At 37.8% G+C, this 19,807-nt stretch carries 17 protein-coding genes and 2 riboswitches; of the genes, 6 read left to right on the top strand and 11 right to left on the bottom strand.

Going from position 1 to position 19,807, the window contains the following annotated elements; genetic code table 11:
* Positions 1–8: 8 nt before the first annotated feature.
* The 3 genes from CYJ72_RS03695 to tenA all read right to left on the bottom strand — a co-directional run bounded on the left by CYJ72_RS03695 (position 9) and on the right by tenA (position 2,388).
* Positions 9–581, bottom strand: a complete 573-nt coding sequence (locus CYJ72_RS03695; protein ID WP_101813277.1) for a thymidine kinase — start codon at positions 579–581, stop codon at positions 9–11.
* 555 nt (positions 582–1,136) lie between these two features.
* The gene (gene thiW, locus CYJ72_RS03700; protein ID WP_071408447.1) at positions 1,137–1,691 is read right to left on the bottom strand and encodes an energy coupling factor transporter S component ThiW; all 555 of its coding nucleotides are present in this window, start codon (positions 1,689–1,691) and stop codon (positions 1,137–1,139) included.
* 19 nt (positions 1,692–1,710) lie between these two features.
* A complete protein-coding gene (gene tenA / locus CYJ72_RS03705) occupies positions 1,711–2,388 on the bottom strand; it encodes a thiaminase II (protein WP_101813276.1) in 678 nt (225 codons plus the stop codon).
* Positions 2,389–2,491: 103 nt separating this feature from the next.
* A riboswitch (TPP riboswitch) is annotated at positions 2,492–2,588 on the bottom strand.
* Between the two features lie 363 nt (positions 2,589–2,951).
* A riboswitch (TPP riboswitch) is annotated at positions 2,952–3,058 on the top strand.
* A 99-nt stretch (positions 3,059–3,157) separates the two neighbouring features.
* Here tenA and CYJ72_RS03710 point away from each other — a divergent pair.
* The 6 genes from CYJ72_RS03710 to thiE all read left to right on the top strand — a co-directional run bounded on the left by CYJ72_RS03710 (position 3,158) and on the right by thiE (position 8,135).
* Positions 3,158–3,901 (top strand): ABC transporter ATP-binding protein, encoded by a 744-nt coding sequence (locus tag CYJ72_RS03710; protein ID WP_284630536.1) that lies wholly within the window; start codon positions 3,158–3,160, stop codon positions 3,899–3,901.
* Entirely contained in the window at positions 3,894–4,667 is a 774-nt protein-coding gene (locus tag CYJ72_RS03715; protein WP_066124175.1) for an ABC transporter permease, read from the top strand. Before CYJ72_RS03710 ends, CYJ72_RS03715 begins: the two co-directional genes overlap by 8 nt.
* Before the next feature lie 2 nt (positions 4,668–4,669).
* On the top strand, positions 4,670–5,656 hold the full coding sequence (locus CYJ72_RS03720) for an ABC transporter substrate-binding protein (protein ID WP_066124177.1): 987 nt from the start codon (positions 4,670–4,672) through the stop codon (positions 5,654–5,656).
* Positions 5,657–5,751: 95 nt separating this feature from the next.
* Positions 5,752–6,603 (top strand): hydroxyethylthiazole kinase, encoded by an 852-nt coding sequence (thiM, locus tag CYJ72_RS03725; RefSeq protein ID WP_284630539.1) that lies wholly within the window; start codon positions 5,752–5,754, stop codon positions 6,601–6,603.
* Complete coding sequence (gene thiD, locus CYJ72_RS03730; RefSeq protein WP_101813274.1) at positions 6,596–7,447, top strand: bifunctional hydroxymethylpyrimidine kinase/phosphomethylpyrimidine kinase; 852 nt, start codon at positions 6,596–6,598, stop codon at positions 7,445–7,447. Before thiM ends, thiD begins: the two co-directional genes overlap by 8 nt.
* Positions 7,440–8,135, top strand: a complete 696-nt coding sequence (gene thiE / locus CYJ72_RS03735) for a thiamine phosphate synthase (RefSeq protein ID WP_066124182.1) — start codon at positions 7,440–7,442, stop codon at positions 8,133–8,135. The genes thiD and thiE overlap by 8 nt, the downstream gene beginning before the upstream one ends.
* 210 nt (positions 8,136–8,345) lie before the next feature.
* Here the strand turns inward: thiE and CYJ72_RS03740 are convergent, their stop codons facing one another.
* From CYJ72_RS03740 to smpB, 8 genes are all read right to left on the bottom strand, one after another.
* Positions 8,346–9,821, bottom strand: a complete 1,476-nt coding sequence (locus CYJ72_RS03740) for a carboxylesterase family protein (RefSeq protein WP_284630543.1) — start codon at positions 9,819–9,821, stop codon at positions 8,346–8,348.
* A 494-nt stretch (positions 9,822–10,315) separates the two neighbouring features.
* The gene (locus CYJ72_RS03745; protein ID WP_284630544.1) at positions 10,316–12,079 is read right to left on the bottom strand and encodes an ABC transporter ATP-binding protein; all 1,764 of its coding nucleotides are present in this window, start codon (positions 12,077–12,079) and stop codon (positions 10,316–10,318) included.
* Between the two features lie 15 nt (positions 12,080–12,094).
* Positions 12,095–13,831 carry an ABC transporter ATP-binding protein gene (locus tag CYJ72_RS03750; RefSeq protein ID WP_284630547.1) on the bottom strand — a complete coding sequence of 579 codons (1,737 nt, stop codon included), beginning with the start codon at positions 13,829–13,831 and terminating at the stop codon, positions 12,095–12,097.
* Between the two features lie 674 nt (positions 13,832–14,505).
* The gene (locus tag CYJ72_RS03755; RefSeq protein ID WP_284630548.1) at positions 14,506–15,681 is read right to left on the bottom strand and encodes an acetyl-CoA C-acetyltransferase; all 1,176 of its coding nucleotides are present in this window, start codon (positions 15,679–15,681) and stop codon (positions 14,506–14,508) included.
* A 102-nt stretch (positions 15,682–15,783) separates the two neighbouring features.
* Complete coding sequence (fadE, locus tag CYJ72_RS03760) at positions 15,784–16,995, bottom strand: acyl-CoA dehydrogenase FadE (RefSeq protein WP_066124193.1); 1,212 nt, start codon at positions 16,993–16,995, stop codon at positions 15,784–15,786.
* Between the two features lie 315 nt (positions 16,996–17,310).
* On the bottom strand, positions 17,311–18,183 hold the full coding sequence (locus CYJ72_RS03765; protein WP_066124196.1) for a YtnP family quorum-quenching lactonase: 873 nt from the start codon (positions 18,181–18,183) through the stop codon (positions 17,311–17,313).
* Positions 18,184–18,355: 172 nt separating this feature from the next.
* Positions 18,356–19,240 (bottom strand): DMT family transporter, encoded by an 885-nt coding sequence (locus CYJ72_RS03770; RefSeq protein WP_284630557.1) that lies wholly within the window; start codon positions 19,238–19,240, stop codon positions 18,356–18,358.
* A gap of 97 nt (positions 19,241–19,337) precedes the next feature.
* Positions 19,338–19,799, bottom strand: coding sequence for an SsrA-binding protein SmpB (smpB, locus tag CYJ72_RS03775; protein WP_066124200.1), 462 nt, complete (start codon positions 19,797–19,799; stop codon positions 19,338–19,340).
* Positions 19,800–19,807: the final 8 nt, after the last annotated feature.

A 19,807-nucleotide genomic window follows, 5' to 3' on the forward strand; every position in this document is an offset into this window, starting at 1 on the left:
TTCCCCTTCTATTTTAACTCTCCTGGTTGGAAATAACATTTTCGGCAGACAGGTAAATATGATTCATTACCGCCAATTTGAATTTGTTCCCCTTCGTAAACGGGTTTGCCGTCCACAAAGCGTAAGTTCATCATGGCTTTTTTATGACAGAACCAACAAATTGTTTTAATTTCTTCAATTTTATCAGCATATAATAATAAATACTTAGAACCTTCGAATAGTTCATTCGTAAAATCATTTTTTAACCCAAATGCCATCACTGGTATATCTAATTCATCTACGACTCGAGCTAATTGTAACACATGTTCTTTTGTTAAAAATTGCGCTTCATCGACTAAAATACAATAGCGGTGTCCTAATGCTTTAATACTTTCGAATAAATCCATGTCATCCGTAATCGGAATCGCTTGACGCTGATAGCCGGTGCGACTAGCGACTGTTCCTACAGAAGTTCTAGTATCTAGAGCGCTCGTAAAAATTTCCACCTGTTTATTTTGTTCTTCATAATTATGAGCTACTTTAATAATCTCAAGTGATTTCCCACTATTCATTGCCCCATATTTGAAAAAGAATTGCGCCATTAATAAGCCCTCCTCGTTACTACTTTCAACTATTCATAATAAAAGAAAAAAGCATTCTAGTCAATTGCTAAGAGAGTAATTTTAGTAGTTTTATCTGATAAAGGCGGTTCATAAAAATTCACTTTAATAATTTAGAGCGCCCCCTCTCGCCTACAGTGTATATTTAGTTTTGCCGTTAACTAAAATAGCTACGACCATAATTTTTTCAATAGAAGGTCTTTAACACTCTTTGACAAATGATGTCATCTGGTCATTCCATTAAACAAACCTTATTTCCTAATATAAGATAAACACCCAGCCTAACACCCGCAAACTATCTTTTTCCCTACAAAAAAGTCGGCATCAACATGAGGACCGAAACCGTTTGATTCAGTAGGTTTTCTTTCCCCACAAAAAGTAGGCATCAAACACTTGGATAGTGGTCACATCATACTGTGCGCTTGCTTCTCACAAAAAAAAAGCAGGCATCAATAGTAAAAATCAGATTATTTTCACTATTTGCCTACTCTCGCAAATTAATATAATGTTGTATAAGATTGGTTCCTACTGGACAAATTAGCGACCATTTTGACTGCTTAAAACACGCTCATTATCTGTTAAGAACAATTGTTGCATACGATGAAAAGCTGATAATTTGTTAAGTCTTTCGTACAAGACAAAAGCCGCTATCGCTCCCATTACACAAGCACCCATAAAACGTGGTGTATAAATCAGCCAGTGTAAATCCGTTTTGACTCCGGTAAACCAAACCATGACTGGGTAGCTTAATAATGACCCTACGACACCCGTTCCAATAAATTCACCTAGCGCTGCCGCCCAGAAGTTACGTGTCTTCCAATAACCTAATCCCGCAAATAATGCTCCAAAAACAGCACCTGTTAAGGCTAATGGTGGAATACCCATCATTAACATGCGAATAATACCACAGATTAAAGCCATTAAAAAGGTATATAAAGGACTCATAAAACTGGCCGCAATAATGTTAATGACACTCGACATTGGTGCCATCCCTTCAATTCGTAAAATCGGTGATAACACCACGTCTAAGGCAATCATGAGTGATAAAATCATTAGTTTTTGAGTTTGTTTATGTGTATTTATTTGAATCATTCCCTCTCATTATGAATTGTTATTTTTCGTATCGGGTTTCCCAATCTTCACCGTCATAGCACATAGTCCAGAATTGATATTCATAGTAAGACGTTTTAATAATGATTTCTTCTAGACGTTTTAAGGTTGCTTCTGGTAAATCTTTAGCCATCTCGTCCATTAAATTTTTCATATCAGTAGCTAAAGTTTGGAATTCTTTGCCCGCATACATATCGATCCATTGTTGGTAAGGATTGTTTTCAGGACTTTGTTTCGCTAATGCTTCGCCGACATAAGCGTATGACCAAGCACAAGTTAATAAGGCCGTTACCGCATATTCTGCGCCACCCGCTTGGGCATGATTTAACATATAAGAAGTATAGGCTGTATTGGTTGGCCACATTTTTGTTTGTAATAATTCTGCTTCACTAATCCCAAATTGAGCTGAAAATTGACGGTGTAATTCCATCTCCATCTCTAAGGTCCCAAATAATGCTTTTGAAAAACTACGCATCATCGATAAATCGGTCGACTTGGCTACGCCTAGAGCCATTAACTTTGAATACTCAACTAAATAAACATAATCTTGCGTTAACCAACGTTGAAATTTCTCTTTAGCCAGCGTACCTTCTCCTAATCCCTTTACAAATGGGTGTTCTAAATACGATGCCCAAATCGATTCAACTTTTGGATACACACGTTCAGTAAATTTTGTCATGACGCTATTCCTCCTTATATTTTAGAAACAAAAAAATACCCACCTTTAAAGATAAAGTGTGCGCATTAAATCGGCTGCAGTCCAACAAAAATTAAACTAGCTGATTAAATTAAGCACACTTCCCTACGTCAGTATTAACTGAATCAGGTTCAAAGGGTCAATTTCTCTCTCAGCATTTTCATGCTCCCCTAGTGTCACTAATAGACTAGCAAATTAATCTTGGATTGTAAAGGGGGATATGCTTGATTAAATAATGGTCCACTCCCTACCACTATGTCATGAATCAAAGACCAACAAAATCGACATTCTATCTCCATCGCCTGTCTGGTCCACTTAGCGTCGTAATGAAACTTGCTAATTTGGGCATTATTAAACAGAATTGTTAACTTTTTATTACAGCTAGTACTCAGTAACCTGGCTTATATTACTTTTTTTATAAACCATGAATCAAATCCTTTGTTCAACTTATCTGCTTGACATTGACTATCACTTGATTTATTCTAATAGACAGATAGAGTTTCTTTGTGAAATCAAAGGGTCTCTTTTAACAATTGAATCCATTTATTTTAAACTAGGGGAGCCAATGCGCTGAGAGTAGGTTTCTGAAATGTTCCTTGACCCTTGACCTGATGTAGTTAGTACTACCGTAGGGATGTTTACAATTTTGTTTTACTGTACACATTTTGATCAGTCAAGACTCAGTATGCTTTGGGCCGGTTTCTTAGAAACGGGTCTTTTTTTTGAGCAAATGGATAGAAAGGAGTTTTGGATGATTGAAATAAAAAACGTCTCATTTACCTACCCCGACTTTAAAGGCGAGAAGACATTACAAAATGTCAACCTCAACTTTCCTAAAGGTGAATTTATTTCGCTAATCGGTAAAAGCGGCAGTGGTAAGAGTACGCTATTTAAATTACTGACTACGCAATTTCAACCGGATGCAGGTCAAATTCTATTTGATGGACGACCGATTCAATTAGGTGATGTTGGTTATATGCCACAAAAAGATTTATTACTTCCTTGGGCGACCATTTTAGAAAATGTTAGATTAAGTGGCAAACTTGATAAGCAACATCCTGTTTCAAAAGAAAAAGCGTTAGAATGGCTCGATAAGGCGGGTTTAAAAGAGTATGCCTATGCTCTACCGAAAGATCTATCAGGTGGAATGCGTCAGCGCGCCGCTTTCGTACGGACCATTCTGGCCAATAAGCCAGTACTACTGCTCGATGAACCTTTTGGAGCCTTAGACAGTTTTACGCAATATGAAATGCAACAATGGTTATTATCACTGTGGCAAGAATTAAATAAAACGATTGTTTTTATTACGCATAATATTGATGAAGCAGTGCTTTTAAGTAATCGTGTCTATTTATTACAAAACTGGCATAATGGCGACGATACCCAAATCAAAGAGTGGCACATTGATTTGCCACGTCCACGACCGAAAGACATTCGTTATCATGCTCAATTTATTGAGTATAAAAAAGCTTTGGAGGTGGCCATCCATGAATAAACTACGACAGTTAATTCAACGTTACTGGCCTTTCCTATCTGTTTCAGCTGTTCTATTAGTCATTATCGAATGGGCGGTTGCTAGTGAATGGGTACCAAAGTTTATCATTCCGAGACCAAGTGATGTGATTAAAACCATCTTTATCCAAGCCCCACAACTATGGACGCACACTCAAGCAACTTTATTAGAAGTCATCGTAGGCGTAGCCTTTTCAATCGGACTTGGTTTATTGATTGGTATTCTACTCTATTATTCTGATTTTATCGAGCGGGCATTTTATCCTTTTGTCCTGATTTCGCAAACGATCCCGACCATCGCCTTGTCCCCCATCTTTGTACTGTGGTTTGGTTATAGTTTATGGACCAAAGTAGCGATTATCTTTTTGATTACCTTTTTCCCCGTCGTGGTGAGTGTCTTCGATGGCTTAAAACGAACGGATGAAGAGTATCTCGAATTATTCAGAGTGATGGGTGCTTCAAAATGGCTAATGTTTAGCCAATTACAATGGAAATTCGCGCTACCGTCTATCTACTCGGGTTTAAAAATGTCCGTTGTCTATTCTTTAATCGGGGCGGTCATTGGAGAATGGCTCGGTGGCTCTGAAGGGTTAGGTTATTATATTCGTCGAATGTCCAGTAGTATTAAATCTGAAGGCGTGTTTGCCGGTATTTTAGTGCTATCCTTAATTGGTATTCTATTATTTAACCTCGTCGGATTATTAGAAAATCGTTCATTAAAATATTTATATACAGAAAAGAGGAAATAAAAATGAAAAAATTAGTTGTCAGATGCTTAACTTTATTAATGGCCTTAACGGTGTTACCATGGATGCCACAATCAGTGCAAGCCGAAGAAAAGATGGATTTATCCTTAATGTTAGACTGGTATCCAAATGCGAACCATGTTCCAATCTATGTGGCGATTAAAGAAGGTTATTTTGAAGAAGAAGGATTAAACTTAACGATTAATATGCCTGCTGAAGCAGATGATCCAATTAAATTAGCCGGTGCTGGTCAAACGGATATTGCGGTGAGTTATCCAGCGGTATTAATGCAAGCAGTAGCTGAAGGTATTCCAGCGAAAGCCATCGGTTCATTAGTGCAACAACGTTTAGATGCTGTCATGTACAAAAAAGAGTCTGGTATTACGACTCCAAAAGATTTAGAAGGTAAAAAAGTAGGTTACTCAGCGACCACTATTTCTGAAAATATTATTGAAGCGATGATGGAACATGACGGTGCAAGTTATGACAAAGCGCAAATGGTTAATGTTGGATGGGACTTAATTCCTGCTTTAGCAACAGATAAAGTCGATGCATTAATTGGCGCTTATACTAATCACGAATTATTAATGTTACAAAAAGAAGGTTATGACGTGGATTACTTTGACTTCACAGAGTTTGGAGTGCCAGATTCCGATGAATTAATCTTCGTAGCGGGCAATGACACCATCGAAGCCAAAAAACCTGAACTACAAGCGTTTATGCGTGCATTGAAAAAAGGGTTTGATAAAGCATTAGAAGATCCTGAAGCAGCGATTGAAACGATTTTTGAAAATGAAGATAATGCTTATGTATTAGACAAAGAAATCGAAATTCAATCTTGGGCATTATTACAACATTACATGGTAAATAAAGGTGACTTTGGTAACTTAGTTGTTGATGACTATGTAGCCTTTGCGAAGTTCTTAGCTGATAAAGGTTCAATTGCTAAAGAATTAACAGCTGAAGAGTTAGTGGAAGATTTAAGTAAATAATCAAGATGAATGGAGGGTCAGTAGCAATCAGAAAATCAGTGGTTTTCAAATTAGCTACCCCCTCCTGTCTTTTATAATAGAAAGTTGGATAAGTTATGAACGAGCAAATGACGTTTTATCTCGAGCAAATCGTCAAACAAAACCCTTTAATCAATTGTTTAACTAATAAAGTGACCACCAATTTCCAGGCCAATGCCCTATTAGCCATTGGTGCTTCACCGATTATGACCGATGAACCGGACGCCAGTCCCTTAGTATCGGCTCAATCTCAAGCGATTGTCATTAATATCGGCTCCCCATTTAATCAAGATAAAATGGAGGCGATTGAGCTTTCCATAAAAGCGGCTAATGACAAACAAATTCCGGTCATCATCGATCCGGTAGGGGTAGCGGCACTTTCCAATCGGCTTGCCTATGTTGAACATTTATTAAGTGAATACGATATCGCCGCTGTTTGCGGTAATTATTCCGAAATTGCTGCCTTAGCTGGAGCGAAAAGTAATGGTAAAGGCGTGGATGGTGGTCATCCTGAAGGTGAAATGACCGATCATTTACTAAAAGTAGCCAACCTTTATCAAACAGTGGTGGTGGCCACTGGCAAAACTGATTATATCGCTAATCAAACGGTTGTCTATGCCCATCAATATGGCGATGCTTTACTCGGTTATGTGACCGGCACTGGTTGTGTCGCAACAACCATCGTCGCTGCTTTTATCAGTCAAGCACCTACGCCTACTGACTATTTAACGGCAGCCACTTTAGCGACCGGATTTTATGCTTGGTGCGGAGGCCGTGCCGTTCAATTGACTACCGGACCTGGTGATTTACCGATTCATTTATTAAACCAATTATATGAACACTCGGTCAAAGCAAATGATAAAAAAACATATGATAACGAATTAACAAACCTAATTATTAAACAAGAAAGGATGTCAAGTAATGACTAATACACATTATCCAGTGGTCATGACCATTGCCGGCTCAGATAGTGGCGGTGGTGCTGGAATTCAAGCGGATTTAAAAACTTTTATGTCTTTAGAAACCTTTGGTACTTCTGCTTTAACGGCCGTAACGGTGCAAAACACTTTAGGGGTTCACGGCATTCAACCAATGGATTTAGAGATTATTAGTGGCCAAATTAATCATGTCGCGAGTGACTTCGAAATTCAAGCCGTCAAAACCGGTATGTTACATGATAGTCAAGTGATTCAAACAGTGGCTGAAGCCATTAAACAAAACAAACTGCAAACGCGCTTAGTGATCGATCCGGTGATGATTGCGAAAGGTGGTGCCTCTTTATTATTAGAAGAAGCTCAAAATACTTTACGCACACAGTTATTACCATTAGGAAAAGTAATTACTCCTAATATTCCAGAGGCGGAAGTTTTATCGGGCATTGCGATTACTAATGATCAAGAACGCCAACAAGCAGCTGAAAAATTATTAACCTTCGGTGTCGAAGCAGTCGTCATTAAAGGCGGTCATCGTTATTCAAAAGATAATTTAGCTGAAGATTATTTCCTCAATCAACAAGGCAAGACCTTCACCTTAACCAGTCCTCGTATTGAGACACCGCATACCCATGGTACTGGCTGTACTTTCTCAGCGGCTATTACGGCATTTTTAGCAAAAGGATTATCGGTTGAAGAAGCAGTCTATCATGCAAAAGCCTATATTCACGCTGCCATTAGTCACACGCTCGGTATCGGACACGGTCATGGCCCAACCAACCATTGGGCTTATGCAAAAGATCCACAAGCCGCATTGAAAGAGGTCACGATTCATGAATAGATGTCAATGGAGTACATTAAAAAAAGCGCCACAACAAGACGCTTTCCCTATTTATTTTATTTTAGGTACGCAACAATTTCCACAATTAGAAAAAGCTGCACAAATTGAAAAGTTTATGGCCGTGCTAACAGAAGCTTGCCAACATGGCATTCGTTATTTTCAATTCCGTGATAAAGATGGGTCCATTCTAACGGATATAGAGCGATTGGAGCTAGCACAAAAAGCACAAGCCATCTGTCAACAATACAATGTCATTTTTTTCATTAATGATGATGTTGAAATGGCCATTCAACTTCAAGCTGATGGCTTACATATCGGTCAAACAGATCCACAAGCACAAAAAGTACGCGACTTAATTGGTGATAATATGCTATTAGGCGTGTCTGCTCACACTGTCGAACAAGTGCAACAAGCGATTGATGACGGTGCCGATTATGTTGGCTGTGGACCGATTTTTACTACACAATCAAAAGTAAATGTCCGCCCGGCCATTGGTCCTGAATTATTCAGCCAATTACAAGCCGTCAATCCTGATTTTCCAGTTTTTGCGATTGGGGGCATACACTTAGATAATGTCGCACAAGTTCAAAAAATGAATCCTGATGCGATTTGCGTTATTTCTGAAATTAGCGCATCCAACGATATTGAGATGGCCATTCAACAATTAAGCCACTCTCAAACTATTTAATTATACGTATTACTTTTATAAACCTTTGGCATTTTTATAACCAGTGAATACTTTCCACACAGCTTTTATTTGCCATTCATTGATCCCGAATAAAATGCCAACAAATTTAACCTAGCAGACAACTGATAGTCAAGGCTGAACTTCTCATTGAAATCAGGTCCGGATTATCCTTCACTGCTAGGTTTTTTGTTACGCACTGGAACGCATTAATTATTTACCTAAATGTTCAATCGTCATGACATCGGGAATTTCATCAACATCTATTGCACCACTTTTAATAAAATCAGCTAATACCCCACGGAATTGACGTCCATAATAATCAACAGCTTCTTTGGTCATCCCTAAAAGAATTGGCGATTGCGGGTGATTATTGCCAAAAGCTAAACTCAAATCAATCGTATGGCTAGCTCCTAAGAGATGTCCTTCTCCCCAATGCACTAAATAATAATACATCGCTCTTTGCGAATTGGCATAACGTTGCGCAAAAGATTCCGCACCGTCTATAAAAATATCGTGTGACAATGTTTTTAATTTCTGTTCGATCAAGCGTTTAATGCCAGGTAAACTGCCCGCTAATTTTAAATAACTATCTTCGCCAATAAAAGCCGCCGCTTCACGTGTTGTGGCCCCAATTAACACATCTAAGCGTTGCGTAGCTTTTGTCCAAGCAGCTTCAGCCTCTTCCTTCGTTGGTAATGGATAAACGCCATAATGTGGTGCAAAGAACATGTTTTTGGCATAACCTTCTTCGTCTATATTGGCTATCATTTGATCTTGTTTCGCTAGTATTTCTTCAAGCGTCGCGTCGATTGGCAATTGGTTATAAGCTGCTAACATTTGACAATTCATTTCATTACGATCATCCATCGTCGCAAAAGGTGAACTGGCGATTATTACTTTTTGGAACAGTTCTTGTGTTCCTTGTGCAATCATTAAATATTGGACTGCATTGGCACCAGCCGATTCGCCGTAAAGCGTCACTTGTTGGTTATCGCCACCAAAATAGCCTATGTTACGATGAATCCATTTTAAAGCTTCTATTTGGTCTAATAATCCTAAATTAGCGAAATGTCCGTCACGGTCTCTTAAATAACCTAAAACGCCCAGACGATAACTAATACTCACCACAATTATACGATGTTCCGATACTAGTAATTGCGGGTCATAAGATTTTATATCGATACCTCCATTTCCATAACCACCACCATGAATCCATACTAACACTGGCAGTTTCTCATTTGGTTGAATATCTTTTGGCAATGTAATGGATAAATACTGTCCAAATTCATCTTGAGGAATCGCATCATATTGGACTCCACCATAGAACTCCTCAAATCCCGAACGATTTTGTACACTTAAAGGAGCGGGTGTCATCATATCAAAGATCCCTTCAGGATAGTTATACAATTCAGGAGCGCCGTAACGTTCTGAAATGGCATAACGAATTCCTTGTACGCGCAGAACCGTTTCATCTTCCCATCCTCTAAACGTGCCATTATCAGTCTGCCACTGTAGTTTTTGACGACTATTTTGACTGTTAATTAAATCTCTCATAGTCGGTTGAATCCGATAGGTACCTAATGGTAGTCGTTGTGCTAAATCGACTTTTTTATAAGTCCAAGCAGCTAATCCAAGTGCTCCTAAACTACTTAAGCCACCTAAGATAAATTTTTGGTATGTTTTCATATAATAGTCTCCCTCGATAAAAATTAATTGTCTCAATGTAAATTTATCATATCAAAATCCAGTTCGACTGACTAGCCTTAGGCGTTCATTAAAGCTATCACGTTCCGGGTAAACTCACGTACATTAGATGATCAAAAAACTATCATGTTCTCCCACCAACGCACTGGCATCAGTCATAAAAAATGAACAAAATCCGACAAACTAACTAGTATTAGCTTATCAAAACGCTATGATGCTACCAGACCAACACACTGGCATCAGTCGTAAAAAAAGGACAAAAACGCCCGAATGACCGGCATCAAACAATAAAAAAAGGACAAAATCGCCCGAATGACCGGCATCAAACAATAAAAAAAGCTATCAAAATCCTTCCAATACACGAAGTATTTGAAATTCATTTGATAGCTTTGTCGCTATATGTTACGAAGGTTAGACATAAACTTTTTAAAAGCTATCTAGTCATACCTCTAGTTTTAAATCAAGAGTGACCTTCTTTATTTCGCAAATTGACTTTGATACAATTCGTAATAAAATCCTTTTTGATCTAATAAACTTTGATGGTTCCCTTGTTCAATAATTTGACCATCCTTCATCACTAAAATACGGTCAGCTTCTTGAATCGTTGAAAGTCGATGGGCAATAACAAAACTTGTCCGTCCTTTCATTAAACGAGCCATCGCTTTTTGAATCAGTTGCTCTAAACGTGTATCGACTGAACTGGTTGCTTCATCTAAAATCAAGATTTTTGGATTCGATAATAACGCACGGGCGATGGTTAATAATTGTTTTTGTCCTAATGAAATATTACTTGATTCTTGATTCATTAGCATTTGATAACCACCCGGTAAAGTACGGATAAAATGATCGACATTGGCTGCTTTAGCTGCTGCTGCAATTTCTTCATCGGTCGCATCGAGATTACCGAAGCGCAGGTTTTCATTAATGGTTGCTTCATATAACCAAGCATCTTGTAAAACCATACCGAATTGTTGACGATATTCTTGTCTTGGTAAATCGCGAATATCAATGCCATCTACTTTGATAGAACCCTTCGTGACATCATAGAATCTCATTAACAAGTTAATCATCGTTGTTTTACCAGCACCAGTTGGCCCGACAATCGCCACCATTTCTCCGGGTTGCACTTCCACATTGAAGTTTTGAATTAAGGGCTGCTCTGGATTATATGCAAAGGACACATTGTCGAATTGCACATGCCCTGTTAAAGGTTTGGTTAAATGTTGAGTGACTTCTGACACTTCTTCCTCTTCATCTAACACTTCAAAAATACGATCAAGGGCCGCTTTAGCACTTTGTAATGGACCCGATAATTGGGTAATCGTTTGAATCGGTTGGTTAACTTGCCATACATATTGTACAAAAGCTTGTAAGTTACCAATCGTTAATTTACCCGCCATTACCATTTGCCCACCAAAGAAGGCTAATAATAAATAAGTAATATGAGAGACTACGCTGACAAAAGGCACCATTAAAGAAGAAATAAAACTTGCTTTAAAACCAGTTTGTTCTAAGTCATCTGTAATTCGTTGAAAATCTTCACGTGCATTATCTTCACGACCATATAATTTAATGACATTAAAGCCAGAGAAATTCTCTTGAATATAACCATTCATTTCTCCTAAGATTTTAGCTTGTCGTTTGAAATAAGGTTGTGATTTTTTCAAAATTGCTTGCGCTACAAAATAGGAAATAGGCATACTAATAAAAATGATGGTACCTAATAAAGGATTTAAAATTAACATCATCACAATAACAAGCACAATACTTAAAATCGCATTAATGATTTGTAAAATACTTTGTTGTAAGGCATTGGATACAGACTCAACGTCATTCGTTAAACGTCCTAATAAATCACCAAATGAGTGACCATCAATATACGAAACGGGCAGTTTATTTAATTTCGCATTTAAATCGCGACGAATATCATGCATCGCTCCTTGTACTGCTTCCGTAATATAGTAGTTAGAACCATAAGTGGTTGTTTGCCATAATAACCCTCTAAAGAAGTAAATGACTAACCAGATTAGGATAAAACGATAGTTAATCCCTGCACCTGGAACGCCTTGCATCATTTCTGTGACATTTTGAGTAATCTCCGTCATAATCAAACCTAATACATAAGGTTCTAGCACATTCATAATGGCTGCAAATACTGTATAAAATAAAGATAAAAATACCGCAGAGCGATAGTGTTTCAAATAATCCCACGCTCTTAAAAAGACATTACGTTGTTTCATTTATATCGCTCCTTTCTATTCTTCTGTCATTGACTGTTGATTCAATTGCGAATTGGCAATTTCTCGATAAATCTGATTTGTTTTTAATAATTCTTCGTGAGTGCCTCGTCCGACAATTTCCCCTTCATCTAAGACAATGATTTGATCCGCATTCATAATCGTGCCGACTCTTTGTGCAACGATTAATACGGTTGATTCTTTCGTAACTTCTTTTAAGCGACGTCTTAATTCCGCATCAGTACGGTAATCCAAAGCTGAAAAACTATCATCAAAGATAAAGATTTCCGGTTGTTTCACCACCGCTCTAGCAATCGAAAGACGTTGTTTTTGCCCTCCTGAAAGGTTAACACCACCTTCAGAAAGATGTGTTTGGAATCGCTCTTGAGTTCGTTTAATAAAGTCACTTGCTTGCGATACATCACTGGCTTTTTCTAATTCTTTATCAGTCGCGTTATATTTACCATAACGTAAGTTCTCACCGATTGTTCCCGTAAATAATAAAGCTTTTTGCGGTATGAAACCAATTTTTTGACGCAATGCTTTCAAATTATAATCGCGAACATCAACGCCATCTACTAATATTCTTCCTAAACTAACATCAAAGAAACGTGGAATTAACTGAACGAGTGTCGATTTCCCGCTACCGGTACTCCCAATAAAGGCAATGGTTTCACCCGGTTTGGTTTTGAAACTAATATTATGTAGGACTGGACTTTCAGTTTCACCAGGATATGCAAAGGTTACATTATCAAATTCTAAGTAGCCTCTTTGTTCAGTCTCAGTGATACCATTTGGATTTGGATCAATCGAAATTGGTAAGTCTAAAATTTCTTGTAGACGACTAGCTGAAACAGCTGTACGTGGGTACATCATAAATAAGTTTGCGAATAGCATAAAGGAGAATAAGGCATGGAAGGCATATTCAATGAATGCTACTAAATCCCCTACTTGTAAACTGCCTTGTTCAATCGGTTTTAAGGCAAACCACATAATTAAGACAATAATCCAAATTAAAACATGGGTAAATAAACTTGGAGCTAAGCCTAATAATTTAAAAAGTTTTTTAGAAGTATCGGCATAAGTTGTATTTTGAGTTTCAAAACGCTCTTCTTGATATTCTTCACGAGCGAAAGCACGAATGACTCGTAGCCCCGTTAAGTTTTCTCTGGCATATTGATTAACACGATCTAACGTAGCTTGTTGTTTTTCCGATAAAGGACGCGTTTTAACCGCAATCCAATAGATAGAATAACCTATGATAGGAATCGCGAATAATAATAACCAAGCTAATGAAGGACTGGTAATTAAAATCATCACCATACTAAAGAACATCATTAAGGGGGTAACGACACCCATTCTTAAAGACATATCGGCGAATTGCATTAATACAAAGGCATCACTTGAAACACGAGTGACTAAGGATGAAACACCGATTTGTTCATATTCATGGTGGGAATATTGTTGAATTTTATCAAATAAATCATTACGCATTTCCTTAATCATTAAGGTCGTTAATTTACTAGAAGCATATGATAAGATGATGCGCCCGAAGAGTCCGGCAATGATTAAGATAAACATCATCAAAGCCCAAAAATAAAGTCTTTCTTGATTCTTAGGCAAAATGCCTTCATCAATCATACGTGCAAGGATAGTTGGTAAACCTAAGTTTATCGCCACAAAAAAAATAGCCCCAAGGCCATCCAATGCAAGCAGTTTTGGATATTTTTTTAAATAACTAAAAATATATTTCATCTTGTTTTTCTTCCCCTTTCTTTTCTTTACTTTTCAATAGTAAACATTTTTTAAAATAAAATCAAATACAAAGTTTAAGATTACGTTTTCAAATCATGGGTTTTGGATAGTGCTTCTTGATAGTGCTTTTTGATAGTACTTTTTTAAAGTGCTGCTGAATGATACTGTTTGATGATACGATTTGATGGTGATATTTAAAGGAACTGCTTGAAAATGGTATTTCGTGCAATCATTATTTTAGAACAATCAATGATTAAAGTTTGGTCGCTAGCATTGCTGTGTAAATGACACCTGCCAGCCTCTCTTATATTCTAATTAAATATAAGTAGGAAATTTTTAGGCACTAACATTTTCTCCCATAAAATTCCTGTCGATGCCTGCTCCTATAGGAAAGGTAGAATTAGCACGATAGCTTCATCTAAATAATAGGAAAAACTCTAGCAAAACCGAATTAAGGCGTTGCTAGAGTCATTCATATTAGCATCACAATTGCTACAAGGTGTTGGGGGTCAACGATAGCTAGTGGGAAGTAACATCTTCCACCAACTATTGCAGATTGAACAGACTATTCTTAAATACTCTCATCAACTGCCAAATTTCGAAGGTAATTCCATTCACTTGGAGAATCCCAACGTTTTAGCCTTGTAACAATGTAATCTCTATTTTTGATTTCATCAACCGACAATCAACGAGATGCCTTGGCCACCACCGATACAAAGGGTAGCCAAACCATTTTTAGCGTCACGTTTCATCATTTCATGGATTAAAGTTACTAAAACACGCGTTCCGCTCGCACCGATTGGGTGTCCTAATGCGATGGCACCACCGTTAACATTCACGATTTCTGGATTTAATTGTAATTGATCAGTTACCGCAATGGCTTGAGTAGCAAAGGCTTCATTGGCTTCAACTAATTCCAAATCCTCTACTGATAAATTAGCTTTACGCAAAGCTTTTTCGGTTGCGGGGATTGGACCAAGTCCCATATAGTCTGGATCCACTCCAGCCGTAGCATACGATTTAATGGTTGCCAATGGTGTCAGGTTTAAGTGCTCAGCTTTTTCCTTCGACATCATCACGACTATCGCTGCACCGTCATTCAATCCAGAAGCATTTCCAGCTGTAACACTGCCCTCTTTTTTAAAAGCGGGGCTTAATTTTGCTAAGTTCGCTTTGGTCGTATCTGGGCGGACCCCTTCATCCGTTGCAATAATGATTGGGTCGCCTTTTCTTTGCGGAATTGAAATAGGGACAATTTCTTCTTTAAAACGCTCTGCCTCAATAGCCTTAGCCGCTTTTTGTTGGCTTGAAACCGCAAATTCATCTTGTTTTTCGCGACTAATTTGATATTTTTCAGCAATATTTTCAGCGGTAATTCCCATGTGTTCTTGGCTAAAAGCATCGGTTAAACCATCACTGAGCATCATATCGATGGATTGGCGATGTCCGATTCTTCCTCCCCATCTCGCTGATAAATCTAAATAAGGGGCTTGTGACATATTTTCAGTTCCCCCTGCAATGACGATTTCACTGTCTCCTAACAAAATGGACTGTGCACCTAAAATAACGGATTTTAATCCCGATCCACATACTTTATTCACCACATAAGCATTAGTTGTTTCTGATAATCCTGATTTGATGGCAATTTGACGGGCAATGTTTTGTCCTAAGCCAGCACCTAGTACATTTCCCATAATCACTTCATCCACTGCATCCACCGGTAAATTTAATTGGTTAATAGCCGTTTGTACTAGCTTGGTCCCTAATTGAACGGCGTCTATATTTTTAAAAACCCCACCAAACTTGCCAATTGGGGTTCTGATGGCAGAAACGATCACGACTTCTGTCATTGAATACCTCCTTACTTCACTTTCTTGTTATTTAACTATCATAATCTTTTCGAGCTGTTTTGTAAAATTTTATAGAACAATCATTTATATTAATGAACGATCTTAGACAAAGGCGCCGATGCCGGTTAATTCTCGTGCGACGATCATTGCATTAATTTCATGAGTTCCTTCATAGGTATAAATCGCTTCTGCATCGGTAAAGAATCTGGCCACTTCGGTTTCGTAAGTTATGCCATTACCTCCACAAACTTCTCTAGCAAGTGCAACCGTCTCACGCATGACTAGGGCATTATGCATCTTAGCCAAGGATGAATTTTTCATCTCGTGGATGCCTTTTTCTTGAAGGTTCGCTACACGTGTTGAATAACTAATCGCTGCTACGACATTTGCTTGCATACGCGCTAATTTTTCTTGGACTAATTGGAAACTTGCTAATTTACGCCCGAATTGTTCACGGGTCGTTGTTAACTTAAGGGCTGCATTAAAGGCACCAGCCGCTGTTCCCATTGCGATATGAGCGACATCAGTCCTTGTATGGATAAAGATTTTCGCCACATCACCATAGCCATTAATATGCTCTAAGCGATCTGCATCAGGTACTTTAACATCTTTTAAGGTAATATGTCCATTATTCACCAATCTCAAACCGATTTTATGTTGAATATCTTCAACACTTAAACCGGGGGCATCTCCTGGTACGATGAAGCATTTTATTTTCTTCGTTTCGGTATCACGGGCAAAGATGGGAATAAAATCAGCGGTTTTGGCTCCCCCAATCCACCGTTTCTCACCATTTAAAATCCATTCATCTCCAACTTTTTCAGCTGTTGTGGCTAATCCACCTGCAATATCAGAACCATGATCCGGTTCAGTTAACCCAAAACAAGTTTGAGCTGTAAATTCACGAATAGCTGTTCCATATCGTTCGCGTTGGGCTTCATTAGCCCCAATTAATATCGTATTATACCCTAACCCTCCATGAACGGTAAAAAAGGTCGCCACCGAAGGATCAAAACGGGCCATTTCTAAATATAAAAAGGCATTATAAATTTCACGTACACGCCATTTCTCGTCACGGCCCTCAAAAAGACTTGGATGATCCATAATCCGAGCATTGCGAAAAGCCGTCAAGATTTCCTGACGTGGTAATTGCGCTTTTTCATAGCATTTAATTAAAATTGGACGTACGCGTTCTTCTAATTCGATTCTTAAATGTTGTAGCACTTTTAATTCGCCTAAAGTTAAAGCTGCGGCTTCATTATAGATATCTTCAGGATATAATAATTTTGCTAGTTCTTCCACTGATTGGGTCATAATCAACACTCCTTATTTTAAACGCTTTCATTATCTAATTTAATATTACCCGATTAAAGAATGTCCGTCTAATAGCTTTTAATCATAAAAACGATAAGTTGAGCTTATTGTTTAAGAAGATGCGTTTATAATTGCGTAGACTCTTTTTGCTTATGTTTGTGTCAACTTATTTTCCATGTTTGTGTCCACTTATCTACCCATATTTACGTCAACATGTTAGCACCAAAAAAGAGTAGACAGTTAATGAAAATCATCTCCATGACTCTCTTTGTCTACTCTATTGATTCTTAATTTTTGGTCCAGTTGCTACTTAGTCTATTCAAACCATGGGATGTAATTTGGCATATTTCGTCTTGCCGATTTGATAATGTTCTTGCCTTGAGTATCCCATTGTACCCAGCGATAATAGGCGTCGTGATAAAAAGTAAAGATCGTTTGCTTTTGATAAGCCTTTTTCAAAATGGCCTCTTTTTCAAAGATAGAAGTCATCGGATAATCATCGTATGCTAAAACCCATAGCGGATTTTGATGAGCATGAGTTGGCATCAAATCTGCCATATGAATGATTTGTTGTTGGCCATCAGTTAAAATAACCACTGCATGGCCATTACTATGTCCGCCCGTATGTTGCATTTTAATCGCATCATTAATGACCAATTCTTGGTTAAATGTCTCCACTTGTGAGACAATTGCTTGCCAATCTTGTTCAAAATAAGTGCTCTTTGAACGGATATTCGGATGTTGTGCTTCATCCCATTCGATGGCCGATACATATATTTTAGCATTGGGAAAGCGTGAAACCAGTTCGCCTTTATTATTCGGTATGGTTAATCCTCCAATATGATCAAAATGTAAATGCGTCATTAATAGACCATCAATATCGTCTACTGTTAGACCTAGCTCAGCTAAACTCGTTTCGAGTTGTGGCTCTGACCATATACCATAATTGCGTTTTTGCTTATCGGTTAATTTTCCATTACCAACACTCGCATCGATTAAATAGTTTTGCCCTTCATGTTGTATTAAGATGGGATCAGTTGCTAATTCGATCTGGTTCTTATCATTGCAGGGATATTTTTTAGACCATAAAGGTTTCGGGACAACCCCAAACATGGCACCCCCATCTAAAGCTGTTTGACCTCCATCTAACCAGGTTAAGGTCATATTGTTAAGTTTTAATTGATCCATAATTTCACCTTTTTCTTTTTACACTAACACCTATTGTAAGCATTTGCAAGCGCATAATATTAAATCAACAATAATCAAGCTTCAAATGATTCTCACTCATCTTAATAGGAAAAAATCCCTTTGCTGACTACTTCCTTACTTTTGCTTTAATAGGAAAAAATCCCTTTGCTGACTACTTCCTTACTTCTGCTTTAAGCGGAAGCTTTACTTTAAGTAACTCATTGACAGCGGTCGAACCTAAGATGAGTAACATCCCGACTATTTGTAAATGAGTCATCGATTGGTTTAAAAAGATGTATGACAAAATAATAGCTGTTACAGGGTCAACATAAGTTAAAAGCGAAGCGGTTTGTGATGGCAAACGATCGAAAGAGTCAAATAGCCATACATACACAAAGCCAGTATGTAATGCGCCGATCAATAAGATCAAAATAACAGTCTGTAAATCCATTTTGATACTTGTGAGTCCACTCGTCTGACTGACATATCCAATCATGACGACTGCGGCAATGGCCAGTTGCACAAAAGTTTTAACCATTACATCTAAGTTTTTAACTAATTTATTACAAATCATAATCGTCGCATATAAAACTGCGGCCACTAAACCATAAAAGATGCCCTTTAGATGATTGGGGCTAGCACCATTTAATCCACCAGAAATAAAGACGACGCCCACTACTGCTAACAAGGTTAAGCCAATTTGCCCCTTTGTCAAATGTTCTTTAAATACTAATGGAGATAATAATATAATCATTACTGGCGCCATATAATAGCATAAAGTCGCAATCGAAACGGTGGTCCATTTATAGGCTTCAAAAAGAAAAATCCAATTAAATCCCATCGCAAAACCAGTAATTAATAGCCAGAGCCAATTTTGACGGATTGCCTGCCAATCAAAAACAATCCCTTTATAATGAATCCATCCTAAAATAAACAATGACCCAATGATTGCCCTAAACATCGCAATCGTAGCAGATGGTAAGGCAATGTAATGAACAAATAAACCAATACTTCCTACCACCATCATAGCAAAAATCAATTTCAAACGTTGTGACATCTACCTTACCTCCTTGTAAAAAAAGAACTGAGATAATTCCATTTGATTAATTTCAAATGAGAATAAGATTAACTCAGTTCTAATAATATAGTCTATTTTATCTGTTTTTTAACGCGCGGTCAATATCTCGTTTAGCTTGTTGTTCTTTTAAGGCATGACGTTTATCATATTTGTTCTTACCACGAGCTAAGCCAAACAATAATTTAGCTCGTCCTCTGACAAGATATACTTTTAATGGGATTAACGTCATTCCCATTAGTTTTACTTGTTGAGACATCTTAATAATTTCTGCTTTATGTAATAATAATTTACGGTCTCGTAATGGATCGTGATTAAAAATATTTCCATGATCATATTCACTTACATGGGCATTTTTTAACCAAGCTTCACCTTGATGAATCGAGACATAAGCATCTTGAATATTCATCTTGCCTTTACGGATAGACTTAATTTCCGTCCCTTTTAATACTAGACCTGCTTCGTAAGTCTCAATGATTTCATAGTCATGACGAGCCTTACGATTTTGCGCTAATGGCTTATCCTTTCCAGGTTGTGCCATCGACTCCA

This window comes from Globicatella sanguinis (assembly GCF_002847845.2).
Taxonomy (GTDB): domain Bacteria; phylum Bacillota; class Bacilli; order Lactobacillales; family Aerococcaceae; genus Globicatella; species Globicatella sanguinis.

Coding starts and splice junctions, on each gene's coding strand:
- CYJ72_RS03750 (WP_284630547.1), bottom strand. CDS start 13,831: ATGAAATATATTTTTAGTTATTTAAAAAAATATCCAAAACTGCTTGCA.
- thiW (WP_071408447.1), bottom strand. CDS start 1,691: ATGATTCAAATAAATACACATAAACAAACTCAAAAACTAATGATTTTA.
- CYJ72_RS03720 (WP_066124177.1), top strand. CDS start 4,670: ATGAAAAAATTAGTTGTCAGATGCTTAACTTTATTAATGGCCTTAACG.
- CYJ72_RS03765 (WP_066124196.1), bottom strand. CDS start 18,183: ATGGATCAATTAAAACTTAACAATATGACCTTAACCTGGTTAGATGGA.
- CYJ72_RS03770 (WP_284630557.1), bottom strand. CDS start 19,240: ATGTCACAACGTTTGAAATTGATTTTTGCTATGATGGTGGTAGGAAGT.
- thiD (WP_101813274.1), top strand. CDS start 6,596: ATGACTAATACACATTATCCAGTGGTCATGACCATTGCCGGCTCAGAT.
- thiE (WP_066124182.1), top strand. CDS start 7,440: ATGAATAGATGTCAATGGAGTACATTAAAAAAAGCGCCACAACAAGAC.
- thiM (WP_284630539.1), top strand. CDS start 5,752: ATGAACGAGCAAATGACGTTTTATCTCGAGCAAATCGTCAAACAAAAC.
- CYJ72_RS03715 (WP_066124175.1), top strand. CDS start 3,894: ATGAATAAACTACGACAGTTAATTCAACGTTACTGGCCTTTCCTATCT.
- smpB (WP_066124200.1), bottom strand. CDS start 19,799: ATGGCACAACCTGGAAAGGATAAGCCATTAGCGCAAAATCGTAAGGCT.
- CYJ72_RS03740 (WP_284630543.1), bottom strand. CDS start 9,821: ATGAAAACATACCAAAAATTTATCTTAGGTGGCTTAAGTAGTTTAGGA.
- tenA (WP_101813276.1), bottom strand. CDS start 2,388: ATGACAAAATTTACTGAACGTGTGTATCCAAAAGTTGAATCGATTTGG.
- CYJ72_RS03710 (WP_284630536.1), top strand. CDS start 3,158: ATGATTGAAATAAAAAACGTCTCATTTACCTACCCCGACTTTAAAGGC.
- CYJ72_RS03695 (WP_101813277.1), bottom strand. CDS start 581: ATGGCGCAATTCTTTTTCAAATATGGGGCAATGAATAGTGGGAAATCA.
- CYJ72_RS03745 (WP_284630544.1), bottom strand. CDS start 12,079: ATGAAACAACGTAATGTCTTTTTAAGAGCGTGGGATTATTTGAAACAC.
- CYJ72_RS03755 (WP_284630548.1), bottom strand. CDS start 15,681: ATGACAGAAGTCGTGATCGTTTCTGCCATCAGAACCCCAATTGGCAAG.
- fadE (WP_066124193.1), bottom strand. CDS start 16,995: ATGACCCAATCAGTGGAAGAACTAGCAAAATTATTATATCCTGAAGAT.